The sequence below is a fragment of the Halogranum gelatinilyticum genome (genome assembly GCF_900103715.1).
Taxonomy (GTDB): Archaea; Halobacteriota; Halobacteria; order Halobacteriales; family Haloferacaceae; genus Halogranum; species Halogranum gelatinilyticum.
In genome coordinates this window covers 665,668-682,071 of record NZ_FNHL01000002.1, presented here as the reverse complement: position 1 = coordinate 682,071, position 16,404 = coordinate 665,668, and the positions used below count along the sequence as shown (strand labels likewise).

At 67.1% G+C, this 16,404-nt stretch carries 14 protein-coding genes; 7 read left to right on the top strand and 7 right to left on the bottom strand.

Annotated elements, in window-relative coordinates; translation table 11 throughout:
- Positions 1-47 precede the first annotated feature (47 nt).
- Positions 48-500 carry a hypothetical protein gene (locus BLR57_RS18945; protein ID WP_139173326.1) on the top strand — a complete coding sequence of 151 codons (453 nt, stop codon included), beginning with the start codon at positions 48-50 and terminating at the stop codon, positions 498-500.
- Positions 501-701: 201 nt separating this feature from the next.
- The gene (locus BLR57_RS18940) at positions 702-1,298 is read left to right on the top strand and encodes a hypothetical protein (RefSeq protein WP_139173325.1); all 597 of its coding nucleotides are present in this window, start codon (positions 702-704) and stop codon (positions 1,296-1,298) included.
- Here BLR57_RS18940 and BLR57_RS09965 read toward each other — a convergent pair whose 3' ends face one another.
- The 4 genes from BLR57_RS09965 to BLR57_RS09950 form a co-directional block, all read right to left on the bottom strand.
- Positions 1,299-2,813, bottom strand: coding sequence for a universal stress protein (locus BLR57_RS09965; RefSeq protein WP_089697369.1), 1,515 nt, complete (start codon positions 2,811-2,813; stop codon positions 1,299-1,301).
- On the bottom strand, positions 2,814-3,542 hold the full coding sequence (locus BLR57_RS09960; protein ID WP_089697368.1) for a nucleoside phosphorylase: 729 nt from the start codon (positions 3,540-3,542) through the stop codon (positions 2,814-2,816).
- An 83-nt stretch (positions 3,543-3,625) separates the two neighbouring features.
- Entirely contained in the window at positions 3,626-4,609 is a 984-nt protein-coding gene (locus BLR57_RS09955) for an LLM class flavin-dependent oxidoreductase (protein WP_089697367.1), read from the bottom strand.
- 97 nt (positions 4,610-4,706) lie between these two features.
- The gene (locus BLR57_RS09950) at positions 4,707-4,976 is read right to left on the bottom strand and encodes a hypothetical protein (RefSeq protein ID WP_089697366.1); all 270 of its coding nucleotides are present in this window, start codon (positions 4,974-4,976) and stop codon (positions 4,707-4,709) included.
- Between the two features lie 345 nt (positions 4,977-5,321).
- Between BLR57_RS09950 and BLR57_RS09945 the strand changes: the two genes are divergently transcribed.
- The 3 genes from BLR57_RS09945 to BLR57_RS09935 all read left to right on the top strand — a co-directional run bounded on the left by BLR57_RS09945 (position 5,322) and on the right by BLR57_RS09935 (position 9,728).
- The gene (locus BLR57_RS09945) at positions 5,322-7,301 is read left to right on the top strand and encodes a bacterio-opsin activator domain-containing protein (protein WP_089697365.1); all 1,980 of its coding nucleotides are present in this window, start codon (positions 5,322-5,324) and stop codon (positions 7,299-7,301) included.
- A gap of 136 nt (positions 7,302-7,437) precedes the next feature.
- Positions 7,438-8,457 carry a phosphoribosylaminoimidazolesuccinocarboxamide synthase gene (locus BLR57_RS09940; RefSeq protein WP_089697364.1) on the top strand — a complete coding sequence of 340 codons (1,020 nt, stop codon included), beginning with the start codon at positions 7,438-7,440 and terminating at the stop codon, positions 8,455-8,457.
- Between the two features lie 38 nt (positions 8,458-8,495).
- On the top strand, positions 8,496-9,728 hold the full coding sequence (locus tag BLR57_RS09935; protein WP_089697363.1) for an outer membrane protein assembly factor BamB family protein: 1,233 nt from the start codon (positions 8,496-8,498) through the stop codon (positions 9,726-9,728).
- A 156-nt stretch (positions 9,729-9,884) separates the two neighbouring features.
- On the opposite strand, the gene BLR57_RS19385 is transcribed toward BLR57_RS09935, so the two are convergent.
- Positions 9,885-10,046, bottom strand: coding sequence for a hypothetical protein (locus BLR57_RS19385; protein WP_170830604.1), 162 nt, complete (start codon positions 10,044-10,046; stop codon positions 9,885-9,887).
- A gap of 178 nt (positions 10,047-10,224) precedes the next feature.
- The gene (locus BLR57_RS09930) at positions 10,225-11,217 is read right to left on the bottom strand and encodes a formyltetrahydrofolate deformylase (protein WP_089697362.1); all 993 of its coding nucleotides are present in this window, start codon (positions 11,215-11,217) and stop codon (positions 10,225-10,227) included.
- A gap of 293 nt (positions 11,218-11,510) precedes the next feature.
- Between BLR57_RS09930 and purS the strand changes: the two genes are divergently transcribed.
- Together purS and purQ are read left to right on the top strand one after the other, a co-directional pair.
- Positions 11,511-11,765, top strand: coding sequence for a phosphoribosylformylglycinamidine synthase subunit PurS (purS, locus tag BLR57_RS09925; RefSeq protein ID WP_089697361.1), 255 nt, complete (start codon positions 11,511-11,513; stop codon positions 11,763-11,765).
- A gap of 55 nt (positions 11,766-11,820) precedes the next feature.
- Positions 11,821-12,495 carry a phosphoribosylformylglycinamidine synthase I gene (purQ, locus tag BLR57_RS09920; RefSeq protein ID WP_089697652.1) on the top strand — a complete coding sequence of 225 codons (675 nt, stop codon included), beginning with the start codon at positions 11,821-11,823 and terminating at the stop codon, positions 12,493-12,495.
- A gap of 38 nt (positions 12,496-12,533) precedes the next feature.
- Here purQ and BLR57_RS09915 read toward each other — a convergent pair whose 3' ends face one another.
- A complete protein-coding gene (locus BLR57_RS09915; protein WP_139173324.1) occupies positions 12,534-16,253 on the bottom strand; it encodes a tetratricopeptide repeat protein in 3,720 nt (1,239 codons plus the stop codon).
- Positions 16,254-16,404: the final 151 nt, after the last annotated feature.

Genomic DNA, 16,404 nt, shown 5'->3' with positions numbered 1-16,404 from the left:
TCTTCGACCTGCTCGCTCCTTAACTAGACAGTGCCCGTATTGGATATGTGTCTGATTATGATGAAGCACAAGATTGGGCGACAATCAATCTTGATTATAATGATGGTCTTAATGGGACTGAAGAAAGCATCGCCGGAGAATATGGTCAGATTGCAGGGACAGTTACTTATGAGGGATTGAAAGATCTTAAAGGTTCAAACGAGACGATATATCATCGTGGTTGGGCTACTTGTACCACAACGGGGACTCTCAGTGAATACCCGATACCCAATGCTGAGTGCAACGATCAATACCCATCAGACTACTTCATCAAGTCAACTGCGGCGACAAAATCAGGCGACTCAGGGGGGCCTCATTATAAAAAATTTACGTATGGCGGTGAGGAGTTTCTCGCTGTTATTGCACCACATTATGGGTCAGGGTCCGAGGCCGTTGGTTGTGCCGCACACAGAATTAAGAAAACACATAATATCACATTCGACCAATCGAACCCAATATGACTAAATGCTAATTCTGTTTAAATATATATATATAATGACAATTAATAAAATATATTTGAAAAAGAAATGAAAAGAAGGCAAATACTTCGGAATCTCGCTTTTGGCACATCAATGATAAGCTGTGGGTGTGTTACTTCACCGTCCAACCCAGTCGGCCCTCAAAACAAAACCGAAGCTCTACCGTCTAATACGTCGAAACCGGTGGGCGATCAGGAATCAGAGCCTTCTGAGGCATGCGAGGAATTTGATTCTCTCGTCTCAGCCAACGACTCTGATTTGTCCACAAGATATGTGTTTGAAAACCCTCAACCGCCGTTTGAGACCCAAGCCGCGGTGACGCAGGCAGCAACAGACCGTCGTCCCGGCATACTCACACTCGAATTCATAAACCGCACATCAACTCGCGTTAGTCTGCAGTTCGGAGGTGCTCCCCCACTCTCGGGACTCGAACTCAACCACGAGCGCACCGACGCGTCGATAGTTCTCGTGCCCCCCAACTTACCAAGCTCCGTATCAGTCGTCGACCACAACGAAGACGGAGAGTTCAGTATCGTTCCAGACGAACCGATGGATGGCTGCTGGACCGCGGCCGACTTGCCTGTGGTCCAAGACTCGTTCCAAGCAATTTCACTCGGGCCCTGTGACTCCTTCCAGCGCGAGTACTACCTCTTGAATCATCCAGAGAACACAGCTTGTCGCCCATCAGGCATCTACACCCGAACCGACGAGGGCTCCGTACGCGAAGATAACGAGACGACGGACCGATTCAAAACACGGCTGTCGGTCCAGATTCCCTAACTACAGGTCGCCGCGGTCGACCACGGCCACGTCACACTCCACGTCCTGCAACCGCTCGAACGTCGGCGGCGAGATGAACCGCGAGGCCGCGCTCCGGTCGCCGCTGGAGCCGAGAATCACCAGGTCGTACGAGCGGGCGTTGGCGTCGATGAAGCTCTGGATGTCCGTGCGGGCGACCCGCGTCTCGATGGTTCCGTCGACCGTCTCCACCAGATTGGCGAGCTGCGTCTCCGCCCGGCGGCGTTCGGCCTCGCTGTCGATGCAGGTACAGACGCTGACGCCGCCCGTGTCGCCAGCGAGACGGGTCCCGAAGTCGATCATCGCGTGCGCGGAGTCGCCCGGTCTGGCGACGGTGACGAGGACGCGCCGCCAGCGGTCGACGGCCGTCGTCGACCGGAACGCGACGGCATCGGTCGGGCCGCGAAAGACGCTCCGGACGAACGGCGAGAGCGACCCCGCCTCGGACTCGTAGGGCGTCACGACGAGGTCGCAGTTGGCCGTCCGGGTGGTGTCGATGGTCACCTGTGCGGGGTCGCCGCTGGCGACGACGACCTCACACGGGACGTCGAACCGCCGCCTGACCGCCTCGGCGTGGCGTTCGAGGTCGGCGACGGACTCGGCGGCCGCCAGCCGCGCGGCCTCGTCGCCGGGGTCGTCGGCGGTCTCTTCGACCAGCTCGGCCAGCTCCGCGCCGTCGACCGCGCTGTCCTCGTCGTGGGCGGCGGCCAGGGCGTGCTCGGCGGCCGCGAGCCGTTCGTCGTCGACGACGTCGAGCAGGACGACCTTGCCAGCCTCGTGGGCGGCGGCCAGTGCCGCGCCGAACAGCGCGGTCGTCCCCGCGGTCTCCCCGCGCATCGGGACGAGCACGTGGTCGTCGCCCTGCACCGACCCGTAGAGATAGCGCGCGCGTTCCTCGTAGAAGCGGTCGCGCCAGAGCGCGAAGACGGCCGCGACGATGGTGCCCGAGACGGTGACGCCGAAGACGTAGGCCGCCGACTGCGAGACGGTGAGGAGGCCGAACAGCGGCACCGGCTGGCCCGTGTCGGCGACGAGGACGAGCAGTGCCGTCGAGAACGCCGCCGGTTCCTCGACGTCGAGTGCCCACGTTATGCCGCCCGTGAAGAGGATGGAGAGTCCCGCGCCGAGCGGGTGGACGGTGCCGGGGTCGACTGAGGGGAGCACTGCCATCGTGACGAGCTGGGCGCCCCAGCCGCAGAGCGCGCCGACGGCGAGGCCGCCGACGAACCGCCGCGGCGAGGCGTACTTGCCGCGGGGGTCCGAGAAGAGCGTGTAGGTCCCCGAGGCGAGCGGCGGAAAGAGCAGAAAGGAGAGTTCGGTCAGCGTCGTCAGTTCGGTGACGAACGCGATGAGCAGCGGGACGAGAAGCAGGACGGTGAGATGGATGAGGTTGTCCGTGGTCTCGACCCAGCGGCCGAACTCCGCGAGTTCGCGGCGCTCGACGCGTCGCAGGCGACGCCCGAGAGCGACGAGGCGCGCGCGAACCCGGTCGCGCATCTACGCGAGCGTCGTCACGGCGTCGAGCGTCAGCGCGATGGCGCGCTCGACGTTGTTCTTCGCCTTCTCGGGCAGTTCGTCGTCGCTGTCGGCACCTTTCTGGGTTCCCTTGACGAGGTTGCCGTCGACGGTGCAGATGGCACCGGCGCGCAGTCCCTTCCGGCGGGCCAGCGAGAAGACCGTGGCGGCCTCCATCTCGATGGCGAGCAGTCCGGCCTCGTTCCAGTCCTGAACGTAGTCGTCGGACTCGTTGTAGAACGCGTCGTCGGAGACGATGGGACCGACGTGGACGTCTTCTCCATTTGCCTCCGCGGAGTCGACGAGCGCGGTCAGCACGTCGTAGTCCGGGACGGCCGGGTAGACGGGCGACTCGTAGCGTTTCGAGGTGCCCTCCTCTTTGGCCGCACCGGTCGCGACGATCATGTCGCCGATCTCGACGTGCTCCTGGAGCGCGCCGATGGTGCCGACGCGGATGAACGTCTCGACGCCGACGCGCGAGAGTTCCTCGATGGCGATGGCGGCGGAGGGACAGCCGATACCGGTCGAGCAGATGGTCAACGGGACGCCCTCGTACTCGGCGTTGACGACCTTGTACTCACGGTTCGCTGCGACTTCCTCGACGTTCTCGCACTGCTTTGCGATGCGGTCGACGCGGCCGGGGTCGCCGGGGATGAGCGCGATGTCGTGGACGTCACCCGCTTCGACGAGCAGATGGGGCTGTTTTGCCATACTGGCGGATGACGGGGCGGTGGCAAAAATGGCGCGATTGCCCGGAGGCGTGCCACGGGTTACAGCGGAAACCCACACCCGCGTCAGGCGCGTTCGGGCGACAACTCCCTGACCGTCCGCATCGTCATCGCCTCGTCGGCCTGCGCGGGCACGACGACGATTGGGTCGTCGACGGCGTCGAGCGCGGCGACCGCGCGGAACTGCTCGCGGGCGTCCTCTGGCGTCCCGGCGACCCCGAGCGCGTCGACCATCTCGTCGGTGACGGCCGCGCGGGCGTCCTCGCGGTCCCCCGCGCGCCACGCTTCGGCGACAGCTTCGGCCGCGTCGGGGAACGACTGGGCGACCGCCTTCCGGTAGCCCTCGCCGCTGCCGACGTAGTAGGCGAGATGGCCCTTCACTGCCCGCCGGGCCTCGTCGGCGTCGTCGCTGACGGCCGAGGGAACGTAGGGGGCGACGGCGATGTCGTCGGGGTCGCGACCCGCCTCGCGGGCGGCGTCGGCGACGACCTCGAAGGCCTCGGCGAGTCGCGGGAAGGGGACGTTGTGCGGGAGCCAGCCGTCGGCGACGCGGCCGGTGGCGCGGCGACTGGCTGGACCGAGCGCGGCCACGTAGACCGGGATGTCGGCGTCGAGCGGCGGGAAGTCGGCCACGTCGAACAGCTCGCCGTCGTAGTCGACGCGCTCGTCACTCTTGGACGTATAGGCCTTCACGAGTTCGACCGTCTCGTGGATTCGCCGGACGGGGCGGTCGTAGTCGACGCCGTGGAGGTCCTCGACGGCCTTGGGTGTGCTCGCGCCGACGCCGAGAACTACGTCCCGCCCGGTCGTCGCATTGAGCGTCGCCGCGGCGGCCGCGAGCGTCGCGGGCGACCGCGAGAAGACGTTGACGATGGCGGTTCCGAGGTCGATGTCGTCGGTGTGGTGAGCGACGTGCGAGAGACTGAGGAAGGCGTCGGTGCCCCACAGCTCGCCGGTCCAGACCCGGCCGTAGCCGAGCGATTCGAGTTCGCGCGCGAAGTCGGGGTCGACGACGTCCGTCACGCCCGGCAGCAGCACGCCGTGTGTCATGGGCTGTGTTCAGCGGGACCGAGTAAATAGCCACGGCTGGGTCGGTGAGAGATCGAAGAACGCAGTACAGTTCCGTAAGGGCCGGTCAGCGGGGACGTCAGTCAGTGTCTTCTCGTTCTGTGCCTCTGTGTGTGGCGACCTGTGTCGAGATGCGGTCCTCGACGGTGACGAGCCGGTCACCGATGATACGCGCACCGACGTCCGTGGCAGCCATCGTCTGGCTGGTTTGTCGCAAGACCCGACAGACGAGCTGCCACTCCCACGTCGACAGCTCGACTGCGGCCGTCCCCCCCGATGGCTGGTTCGGGGACGACGCGTCGACCAACTCGCTGCGTGTCGACGCAGCGGGACGGTCGGTCTCATCCATGACGACACCCCATCCGAACCGACGGTTCCCCTCCCGGGAGCCGTCGACTGTCGGTCAGTCCCATCCCTGTGGCTGACTGCGCTCGCACCGTGTCTCGGACAGTGGTGTCGTACATATCACTCTCACCCCCACAGTTCCGCGCCGGTTGGGGGGTAGAATAGTCTGGGCGAGGGACGGTCAATAACACTCGCTCTAGGTAACTAGAGTTCCAGACGGTCCGTCCGTCCTGACTGTCGCAGCCGATGGTCCGCTCACGAGGCTGTGCGAGGCTGTGCGGGGCTGTCCGTCTATCGGGGGCACCACCGTAGGAGACAAGTACCGTCGGCAACGTACAATCCGTGAGATATGCCACCAGACGCCAATCGCGGCGTGTACAGCCGTCTCGGGGTTCGGGCTGGCGCGCTTCTCGAAGCCGTCCCCGAAGCGGTGTACGTGGTGGACAGAGCGGGTCGCTTCGTCCAGTGGAGCGACGCGTTCGCAACGACGACCGGCTACGACGACGACGCGTTCGCCTCGCTCAGATGGTACGACCTCGTCAGCGACGACTCCACGGAACCGGTACAGCACGTCCATCGAGTCCTCGCCGGGATGGAGTCGAGTTACTACGACACGCTCCGGACCGCCGGCGACGGTCCCGACACGCGTCGCTTCGAGTTCTCCGAACGGCCGCTCCGCAACGACAGCGGCGCGGTCGTCGGCCGCGTCGGCGTCGTGAAGCCAGCCGAGCAGTCGGCCCGTCCCGAGCAGTTCGCGTCGTTCGTCGACGAAGTGACCGACTACGCCATCTTCCTTCTGACCCCCGACGGCGGGGTGTTGACGTGGAACGACGGCGCGCGCCGACTCAAGGGATACTGCGAGGAGGAGATCGTCGGCCAGCATTTCTCGGTGTTCTACACGGCCGAGGCGGTCGAGCGGGGCGTCCCGGACCAGATTCTCGACCGTGCGCGCGAGGTGGGCCGTGCTGAAGACCAAGGGTGGCGGGTCCGCAAGGACGGCAGCCGCTTCTGGGCGGACGTCGCCGTGACCGCCATCCACGACGACGACGGCACCCTCCGCGGGTTCACGAAGGTGACGCGGGACCTGACGTACCGACACGAGCACGAGGAACTCATCACGCGACAGCGCGACGAGCTGAACGCGTTGGACCGCCTCAACCGCCTCATCCAGACCACCGTGCGGAGCATCGTCACGGAGTCGAGCCAGGAGACGATGGAGCAGTCCGTCTGTGACGCGCTCGCGGCGTCGGAACTCTACCAGTCGGCGTGGATCGGCGACGTCGAGGACGACGAGCCCGTGTTGTCCGTCCGCTGTTCGGCCGGGGACGACGGGGTGCTCGACGCGCTCACGGACGCGGTCCACGAGTTCGGATACAGCGAGACGATGCTCGACATGATCCGTGCTGGCGAGCCGGTCGCGCTCTCGGGACTGCCGAGTCACGAAGACGTCCCCGAGGGGGTTCGACAGGTCGCGGCGGCATACGACGTCGGGTCGTCCATCGTCGTCCCGCTGGCGTTCGGCGAGACGCTGTACGGGACACTCGTCGTCAACAGCCCGTGTCTGGACGCCTTCGACGACCGCGAACAGTCCGCCTTCCAGGTGCTCGGAGTCGTCCTGGGCTTCGCCATCAACGCACTCCGAAACCGGCATCTCCTCTTTTCGGACGCCATCGTCGAACTCGAGTTCCAGACGGCCGACCGCGAGGCCTTCTTCTCGGGGGTGACGCGCGAATACGACTGCCGGTGTCTCCTCGAAGGGCAGGTGCTCACGGAGAACGAGCGGACGCTTCAGTACGTCCGCGTCACCGGTCTCCCGCACGAACAGGTGTACGAGCTCGCGAGCGAGCACGAGACGCTCGAAGAGGTCCGACTCGTCTCCGGCGACGGCGACGAATGTCTCCTCGAAGTCGTCAACACCGCCTCCGGGGTGCAAGCCCTGGTCGAGGCGGGCGCGTACGTCCAGAGCGGCGTCGCCGAGCACGGCGTCGCGACCATCCGTGCAGAGGTCGCCAAGGGCGAGGACATCCGGGGCGTCGTCAAGGCGTTCAGACGGGTGTATCCCGACGCGAAACTCGTGAGCAAGCGCGAACACGACCGACCCGCGCGGACGGCACAGACGTTCCGCCACGAACTCGAACAGCGGCTGACGAAGCGACAACAGACGGCACTGCGGACCGCCCATCTCGCGGGCTACTTCGACTGGCCACGCGGCAGCACGGCCGAAGAGGTCGCCGCCGCGATGGACATCACGTCGGCGACGCTGCACTACCATCTCCGGCGGGCACAACGCGAACTCATCGACGCCTATCTCGATGGCGAGAGTACCTGACGGTCTCGCTGTCTCGCAGTCTCGCGGTCTCGACGGGCTGCTCGGTACACACAGATTTGCATATTTCTCTCCGAATCAACTCCCGTGTACGCACGGAAGTGAAAGGTTCTTGGGCCCCCGCTACGGCAGTCGAACCATGACCAGCGTGAAGGAGTTCCGCGTCGAGGAGGAACCGACCGCAGACTCCCTCGGCCGCGGCAGTTTCGTCTTCACCGACGACTACTCGGTGTTCGACTGGGGGCAGATGCCCGACCAGATTCCGGGCAAGGGCGCGTCGCTCTGTACGATGGGCGCGTTCAACTTCGAGTTGCTCGACGTCAACCACATCCCGACACATTATCGTGGTGTTGTCGAAGACGGCGAGGTCAAGGACCTCGGCGAGTGCGAGACGGCTCCCAGCGAGATGGCTATCGACCTCGTGCAGGTGCCCGACCTGCCCTACGTCGACGGCGACTACGACTACGACGCCTACTACGAGGATATCGGGAACAACTATCTGATTCCCCTCGAAGTCGTCTTCCGCAACACCGTCCCCGTCGGCTCCAGCCTCCGGAAGCGCGGGACGCCGAGCGACTACGGCCTCGACCGCGAGGAGTGGCCCGACGAACCGGTCGACCTGCCGGAGCCGGTCGTCGAGTTCTCCACGAAGTACGAGGAGCAGGACCGCTATCTCTCCCGCGCGGAGGCCGACGCCATCGCGGGACCGGCCTCTATCGACCGCCTCGAAGAACTCGCGCTCGCGGTCAACCACATCGTCACCGACCGCGCCGAGCAGGCCGGGTTCACGCACGAGGACGGCAAGATCGAGTGTCTCTACCACGACGGGGCCATCAAGGTCGCCGACGTGCTCGGGACGTTCGACGAGAACCGCTTCAGCTACGACGGCCAACAGCTCTCGAAAGAGGTCGTCCGGCAGTACTACAAGCGCGAACATCCCGAGTGGGTCGACGCCGTGAGCGCGGCCAAGGCCGAGGTCGCGGAGCGCGACATCGCCGACTGGCGCGAACTCTGCGAGGTCGAGCCGAAGCCGCTGCCCGACCACGTGCTCCAGACGGTCGCGAACTTCTACGCCGCGGGCACGAACGCCTACACCGGCGACGAGTGGTTTGAGGCCCCGGACATCGACGCCGCCGTCGACGCCGTGCGCGACCTGTAAGCCAGAACGGATTTGTCTCCGCCGCTGGGAGGTTGACTATGGCCCCTCCAACCCGCCGCTCGTTTCTCGCGACCTCTGGTGCCGTTGGTCTCGCCGGGCTCGCCGGCTGTACGACGCTCGACCGGGCACTCGAACAGTTCCAGTCGCACGTCCGCCGGAGCGACGCGGACCTCTCGGGTGGCTACGGCGACCCGTGGCCGACACTCGGCTTCGACGCCCGACGGTCGGGGGTTCGTTCCGGCCAACTCTCCGTCGACGCCGACGGCCGGGTCGAGAGGGTGGCACCGGCGGGCCTGTTCTTCCGGATGCCACCGACCGTCGTCGACGACACGGTCTACTTCGGCGTCGACCGCCGCGGCGAACGTGACGAACGCGAGGAGTCCTTCTCGGGCTTCGTCGCCCACGACGCCGAGACGGGCGACGAACGCTGGCGCGTCGCCGAGCGACAGGGGATGGCGACGCCGACGGTCGTCGGCGAGACGGTCTTCACCACCAGTGCCGGCGAGACGCGAGCACTCGACCGGACGACCGGCGACCTCCACTGGCGCACGAACGTCGGCTACGGCTATCCGGAGGTGTCACCGACGGTCGTCGGCGACCGACTCTACGCCTCGGGCGGCTCCGTCGTCGCTCTCGACGCCGTGACCGGCGAGACGCTGTGGGAGAGCGAGCGCGAACTCGCCGGAACCTTTGGGACCGCCGCGACCGAGGACGTGGTCTGTGCGACGAGCGGGAGCGGCGGCGAGGGCGGCCTGTACGCCTTCGACCCCGCAGACGGGTCGCTCCGGTGGGAGGCCCCTGCCGTCGGCGAGTGCTACACGCCGCCGGTCGTCCGCGGGGAGACGGCCTACGCCGCCCAGACCAGCGGCCGACTCAGTGCCGTCTCGCTTGCGGACGGCACGGAACGGTGGCACCGGGCGTTCGGCGAGCAGCTGCACACCCCACCCGCCGTCACCGACGACACGGCGTACCTGACGAGCGACAACCGCGACGCGCTGTTCGCGCTCGACACGGCCACCGGCGAGACGCGCTGGCGACAGTCGCTCGACCCGACGGTCGACTACACCCCTGCAGTCGTCGGCGACACCGTGTTCGTCACGGCGAACGCCGGCAACGGGAGACTCGTCGCGCTGGACGCGACGACCGGCGAGGTTCGGTGGTCGTACACGCTCGGGTTTCAGCCGACGACCGGTCCCGTTCCGGGTGACGACGCGCTCTATGTGGGCGGTGAGACCGACGGGAGCACTGCCTCCGTGGTCCGCTACTCGTGACCTCCGGTGTCGTTAGTCTCGCCAGTCTCGTTGGCAGTGCCGCCGTCGACGGCGGGACCTCGAGTAATCTCGGTGTGCTGGATAAAAACGTAGGTATCGTTGGCGTCGTTCACAGCGACCGCTCACGGCGTCTGTGAGTCTGGCGTGGCTCTCGGACTACGTCCCAAACCACTGAAGGCTCTCGAACATCGTTGCCAGATGGACGAGATACCCGAGGACGAGCCAACTGAAGAGCAGGAAGCCCACGAGAAGGACGAAGGCGAGTGCGACATCGTTGAGTCGTTTTGCCCGGGCAGCACGCTTCGCTGCCGGATTCATACCAGTAAGACGTTCTGCAACGAGATAAACTCTCACACGTGGACACGTCGTTTTTCGGCTGATTCGCCGCGGGGCGTCGGTGGCGTTCGCGCCCACCCCGTCGGCCGCCTTGGTCGTAGTTATCGAGTCGACCACCTCGACTGTCTTGGCAGCCTCAGCAGCACGCAACGCCGCCGACTCAGTCGTCTTCGGCCGTCGCCGACGCCTCGCGCTGCTGTTTCAGCCGCTGCATCACGTCGCCAACGCCGTCGATGGGGCGGTCCGGTTGGGCCTTCTCTGCCTCCTTGCTCAGGCCGAGCTGGTATCTGCCTGCTTCCGCGCCGTCGCGCAGGCTGGTCCGGCCGTGGTGGACCGTCACGTCGTCGTTGAGATGGAGCTTGACGGCTTCGAGTAAGGCCTCGGCTTCGAGCGGTTGGCCGCGACGTTTCAGCTCGTCGCGCTCGATGCCGTCGGGCACGTCGAGCGCGCGCTGGGTGATGACCGGTCCCTGGTCGAGGTCGGTCGTCACGTAGTGGGCGGTGACGCCCGTGACGCGGACGCCCTCCTCGATGGCCTGCCGGTAGGCGGCCGCGCCGGGGAACGACGGGAGCAGGGAGGGGTGGACGTTGATGATGCGGTCCTCGTACCGGAAGACGACGTTCGGGCCGAGGATGCGGATGTAGCGCGCGAGGACGATGAGGTCGGCGTCGTACTCGCTGAGCAGTTCGAGCAGCTGGTCCTCGTCGGGGCTGCCCTTCTCGTCACCGATGTCGTGGAACGGGACGTCGTAGTGCTCCGCGAGCGGTTCGAGATGGTCGTGGTTGCCGATGACGACGCCGATGTCTGCGCCGAGTTCGCCGTCGGCCCATGCCTCGAACAGCGCTTCGAGACAGTGGGACTCCTTCGTCACGAGCACCGCAATCTGCTTCGTCTCGCGGTCGGCGGGGAACCGGACCTGGATGTCGACGCCGAGGTCGTCGGCGACGTTCGAGAGGGCGTCGCGCAGGGTCTCTTGGGTACAGACCATCTCGGCGGTGTCGACGTGCATCGTCATCCGGAAGATGCCTTCACGGACCGCCTGGTCGATGTCCTCGATGTTGACCCCGCGTTCGAACAACCGACGGGTGACCTCCGCGACGATTCCGGTCTTGTCCCCTCCGATGACCGTAATCTCGGTTAGTTCGCGTGTCATGCCATCACCTCCGGCTGTTCGAGCCTGGACATATCTCTGTGAGAGACGAGGGAGGGATAAACCGCTGTCGCTCCTCGCATGATTCGCGTCCCCGAGTGACGCCCCCCGCTCGCCGCCGCCGACAACCCCACCCGTTGCGAGCGGAGCGTCCCGCGCCGGACGTGACGGGCACGACGGACGCGACGGACGCGCCGGACGCGCTGGACGCGACGGGTGGGGAGAGAAACACCACGAACGTGCATAACGTCGCACATCCGCAACTCCTATAATACACGACTACGCACCATCGACCGATGACTGCCTACACCGCGACGGTGACCGTGCGGCTGAAGCACGGTGTCCTCGACCCCGAGGCGGAGACGACGAAGCGCGCGCTCGAACGGCTCGGCTTCGAACTCGGCGGCCTGCGCTCGACCGACCGCTACGAGATCGACCTCGACGCGGCCGACGCCGACGCGGCCGAGGAACGCGCCGCGGAGATGGCCGACCGCCTGCTCGCGAACCCGACCATCCACGATTACGAGGTCGAGGTCGAGGAAGCAGAATGACCTCACTCACGACACCGTCGTTCGCTGCTCACACTCGCCACCGGGGGTGGCTCGCGTGACGGTTGCAGTTGTGCAATTCGGTGGCTCGAACTGCGACCGCGACGCCGTCCGCGCGCTCGCCCATCTCGGCATCGACGCCGAGCGCGTCTGGCACGAGGACGGGCTTCCGGAGGACGTCTCGGGCATCATGCTCCCCGGCGGCTTCTCCTACGGTGACTATCTCCGCGCCGGTGCGATGGCCGCCCGCTCGCCGATCATGAACGAGGTCCGCGAGGCCGCCGACGAGGGCGTCCCGGTCCTCGGCGTCTGCAACGGCGCGCAGGTCGGCTGCGAGTCCGGTCTCACCGACGGTGCCTTCACCACGAACCGGAGCGCCCGCTTCCAGTGTGAACACGTCTTCCTCCGCATCGAGAACGCCGACACGCCGTGGACCCGCGCCTACGACGAGGGCGACGTCATCGAGGTGCCCATCGCCCACGGCGAGGGCCGCTTCGAGATCACCGACGAGAAGTACGACAGGCTTGTCGACGAGGACCGCGTGCTCTTCCGCTACTGCGATTCGGATGGCAACGTCACCGACGACGCCAACCCGAACGGCTCGACCGGCAACGTCGCCGGTATCCTCGGCGCGCGCGACACCGTCGCCGTTCTGATGCCCCATCCCGAGCGCGCGACGCTCCCCGACGTCGGCGGCACCGACGGCCAGGGCGTCCTCCGGGGCTTCGAGTAAACGACCGCAGCGCGCGTCTCCGCTCTCTTTTCTTCTTCTCAGTCGTCTTCCGCCCTCGGCTCCGCCGACTCCGCTGATTCCCCCGGCGCGTCCGTCGAGGTCTCGTTCCCGTCGTCCGTCGCCGTCCGCTCAGTAAGTTCCCCCAACCGCGCTGCCGTCGCTTCGGCGTCAGCCGTTGCCCCGGCCTCGCGGAAGCGGTCGGCGGCCGCCTGGAACCGCTCGCGTGCAGCGGCGGTGTCGCCGCGGGCGGCGGAGACCTCAGCGCGTTCGCGCGCGACGCGAGCCCGTTCGTGGCCGACGTCGCTCGCTTCAAGCAGGTCGGCGGCGGCCGTCAGCCGCTCCTCTGCGGTCGCGAACTCCCCGCGCCGCCGTGCGACGGCCGCGAGCAGCCGGTGGGCCGCCGCCGTCGCCGCGACGTGCTCCTCGCCGAGACCGCGGTCGAGACACCACTCGGCGTAGCCCCGCGCAGCGTCGAGGTCGCCGCGGTCGAGGGCGACGCTCGCGAGTCCGACCAGCGCGCTCCCCAGCCGCTCGGGGCTCTCGATGTCGCGTGCGAGTTCCCTGAGACGCCGGAACGTGGCGGCCGCGTCGTCGAGGTCGCCACGGTCGCGGTAGGCCCGCCCGAGACCGTCGAGGACGGTGCCCTCGGTCCACTGGTCGCCGACCTCACGGAGGATGTCGAGTGCCTTCTCCAGCGACGCGACCGCGTCGTCGAGGTCGCCACGCAGGCGGGCAGCACTCCCGAGGTTCTCCAGTGCCATCGCCCGCCCGCGCGGATAGCCCACGTCGCGGACGACGTCCAGCTGGCGGCGTGCGTAGCGTTCGGCCGCGTCGACGTCGCCGCGGTCCAACGCGACGGTCCCGAGATTGCCGAGCGCGTCGGCGACGTCCTGTTGGGTCCCGACCTGCTCGTAGAGCGCGAGGCTCCGCTCGTGGTACTCCTGGCCCTCCGCGAGACTACCCCGACTCCGTGCCAACACCCCGAGGTTGTTCAGCGTGTTCGCCACGTCCGTCTTGGCGTCGAGTTCGCGGTACTGTTCCAGACTCCGCTCGAAGTAGTCCTCGGCTCCCGCGCGGTCGCCGCGGACGTAGGCGACGGTGCCGAGGTTGTTGAGACACTGTGCCTGCCCCTTCGGCTGGCCGAGGTCGCGGTAGTGCGCGAGACCCTCCTCGTAGTGGTCGGCTGCAGCCTCGTAGTTCCCGGCGTCGTTCTCGGCCGTCCCGAGGTGTTTGTGCGCCAGCGCGCGGAACTCGGTGCGTCGCGTCGCCGGGAGGTCGGCGGTCTCGGCGCGCTCGGCGAGCAGTTCGAACTCCCGGCGGGCGTCGTCGTACTCGCCCGCCTGGTGGAGCATCCGGCCGCGCCACTCGGCGACGCGAAGCCGTGTCGCCGTCGAACAGGCCTCGGGGAGGTCGATGCGGGAGTACGCACTCGACCCGTACAGCGGTGCCAGCGTCGGGCGGTCCTGCCCGAGTTGGAACAGCCGCTCGACGGCACTGTCGGCCCAGTCGGTCGGGTCGCGCTCGACGGGCAGGAGACCGGGTGCCTCGCCCGCAAACTCCCAGTCGATGCGCTCGCGGGCCTCGGCGTCGTCGGCCAACGAGAGGAAGGCCGTCACGACGCGGCCGACGCGTCGCTGGGCGTCGCGCGTCCCCTCCGCGTCGAGGAGATGTTCGAGGAAGTGCGTCGACCACAGTTCGTGGACCGTCCGGTAGGGCGACCCCTCGCCGCGTTTGCGCTCGAACAGCACGCTCCCCTCCAACTCGGCGAGCGCGTCGTCGACGGCGCGGTGGCCTCCGTCTCCCGCCCCGTTCGTCCCGCCGGTCGGCCGCCGACCGTCATCGGCCAGCGCGTGGACGAGTTCCGGCCGGACGCCGACCCCCGTCGCGTTCAGCAGGTTGACGAGGACCCCGACGTCGAGGACGTCGTCACCGGCCGCGCGGAGCGTCTCGTAGGTGTCGCGAACGTCTTCGAGGAGCGTCGTTGTCGTCGCGCTCTCGGAGTCAGCGCGCTGTGCGGTCTGTGTCAGGCGGTGCAGAACCAACAGCAGTTCACCCGACGTCGCCTCCTCGGGGTCGGTCTCGTCGCCACGGATGCCCGACAGCAGGTCCTCGCCCGTCAGGTCCACCTCACGGTCTGCGAGGCTAGCGAACCGCTCGACCAGCCGGTCGCACTCCCGCTCGTCCAGCGGCGGCACCGTCACCGTCGTCACGACCTCGTGACGGAGGGCGTCGAGCCGCGCGCTGAGGGCGGCCGGGGGGTCTTCCCACTCGTTCGTCCGGGCGTCGAACAGGAAGGTCACGCCGTCGGCGTCGGCGAACTCCTGGAGGAGTCGGACGGCCGCGTTGGCCTCCGCCCGCGGGACGTCCTCGACGACGACGAGCGCGTGGCCGTCGGTGCGGCGCAGACGGTCGGCCAGATGCGTGACGCTCCGGAAACTCGCACCGACGCCGCTCTCGCGGTAGAAGACGGGCCCGTCACCGTTCTCGAACCACCGGCAGGCGACGCGCTTGCAGACGGTGCTCTTGCCCGTCCCCGGCGGTCCGAGGAGGGCGTGGTCGGCGCCCGCCCGGAGTCCGGCGAGCAGGTCGTCGGTCAGCGACCGGCGTTCGCCGTCGCGGACGTACTCGCGGTCGATGGCGTATCCCGCCCGGATTTCGGTAAGCTCCATCCCGACTTGCCAGCAGGTGACGGGGTCGACGGCGCGTCGGTCGAAGTAGGTCTCGCTCAACCGCACGAACCCCTCGCGTTCGAGCGTCAGGTCTTTCGGGTCCGTCGTCGCTGCGGACGTCGTCGTCTCTCTCGAGGTCGCCGTCTCTCCCGAGGCCGCCGTCTCCCCGGTCGCAGTCGGCGCGTCCTCGCGGTCCGCGGTGGCAGTCGCCGACGACTCCGTCGCTGCGGTGGTGTCGGTGTCGCCTTCGACTGCACTCTCGCCGTCGCTGTCGGCGAGGGCCGCCGACGTGCCCCCACGCATCAGTTCGCCCACGACCGACTCCGCGTCGGCGCGGTGGTGCTCGAAGCGTTGCTCGGCCCACTCGACCGCCGCGGGGGTGTCGTTGGTGAGGACGCCGAGGATAGAGCCGGCGTCGCTGAAGACGACGATGCAGACGGTGGTCTCCTCGCCGCGGTCGAACAGCAGCAGGTCGAACGCCGGAACGTCGCCGACGCTGAGTTCCATTCCGGTCTCCGTGATGGTTGTCAGCATCTCGCCGTGTTGGTCGTGGAGCGTCTTCCAGAGCGGCTCGGCCACGACGGCGTCGACGGACAGTTCGCCCGCTCGGCTCCGCTCGGCCACGACGTCGAAGAACCGCGGATCCGGCAGCGACACCGCGAGGACGCGCAGGCGGTCTGCCTTCTCGGCGGTGTCGATGAGTCGCTCGGCTGGTGTGTAGGGTGCTGTGTCGTCCGCGCGGTCGACCGACGCGTTCCGGAGGATGCGGCCGTCGAGTTCGACGTCCGGCGGAAACTGGTCGACGAGCTCCTGCAGTTCGAGCGTGTCGAGCGTCGTCTCGACGAACTGCCGGTACTGTTCGACGCTGACCCGCCCGGAGACGGTTGTCACGTAGCCCGCGTTGGTCCGCTCGACGAGACCGTGCATCTCCAGATCGCGGACCGCTCGGTCGACGGTCGACCGGGAGTAGTCGAGTTCGTCGACGAGGTCGCGTTTCTCCCGTGGCGACGTCGATAGCGACTGTAAGAAGTCGGCGCGACGAGCGACCAGCTTAGCCGTCTCCATCGCGTCCGCTTCGGGGGTTGGCACGTAGTGGCACCTCTTGCTACCGACGCACAATGATGTCGGTCTATATGAATGTACCACTGTCCGGAAAATTTCGGCCGGCCGGAGCCGTTGCTGGCACGGCGGGGACCCCGTCCACGGAGCCTGACGGCTGCGCGCCGTTTCGGCCACCGCG

Bases quoted from the DNA above. Each gene is read 5' to 3' on its own strand.
- BLR57_RS09965 (WP_089697369.1), bottom strand. From the start codon at position 2,813: ATGCGCGACCGGGTTCGCGCGCGCCTCGTCGCTCTCGGGCGTCGCCTG.
- BLR57_RS09960 (WP_089697368.1), bottom strand. From the start codon at position 3,542: ATGGCAAAACAGCCCCATCTGCTCGTCGAAGCGGGTGACGTCCACGAC.
- BLR57_RS09955 (WP_089697367.1), bottom strand. From the start codon at position 4,609: ATGACACACGGCGTGCTGCTGCCGGGCGTGACGGACGTCGTCGACCCC.
- BLR57_RS09950 (WP_089697366.1), bottom strand. From the start codon at position 4,976: ATGGATGAGACCGACCGTCCCGCTGCGTCGACACGCAGCGAGTTGGTC.
- BLR57_RS09945 (WP_089697365.1), top strand. From the start codon at position 5,322: ATGCCACCAGACGCCAATCGCGGCGTGTACAGCCGTCTCGGGGTTCGG.
- BLR57_RS09940 (WP_089697364.1), top strand. From the start codon at position 7,438: ATGACCAGCGTGAAGGAGTTCCGCGTCGAGGAGGAACCGACCGCAGAC.
- BLR57_RS09935 (WP_089697363.1), top strand. From the start codon at position 8,496: ATGGCCCCTCCAACCCGCCGCTCGTTTCTCGCGACCTCTGGTGCCGTT.
- BLR57_RS19385 (WP_170830604.1), bottom strand. From the start codon at position 10,046: ATGAATCCGGCAGCGAAGCGTGCTGCCCGGGCAAAACGACTCAACGAT.
- BLR57_RS09930 (WP_089697362.1), bottom strand. From the start codon at position 11,217: ATGACACGCGAACTAACCGAGATTACGGTCATCGGAGGGGACAAGACC.
- purS (WP_089697361.1), top strand. From the start codon at position 11,511: ATGACTGCCTACACCGCGACGGTGACCGTGCGGCTGAAGCACGGTGTC.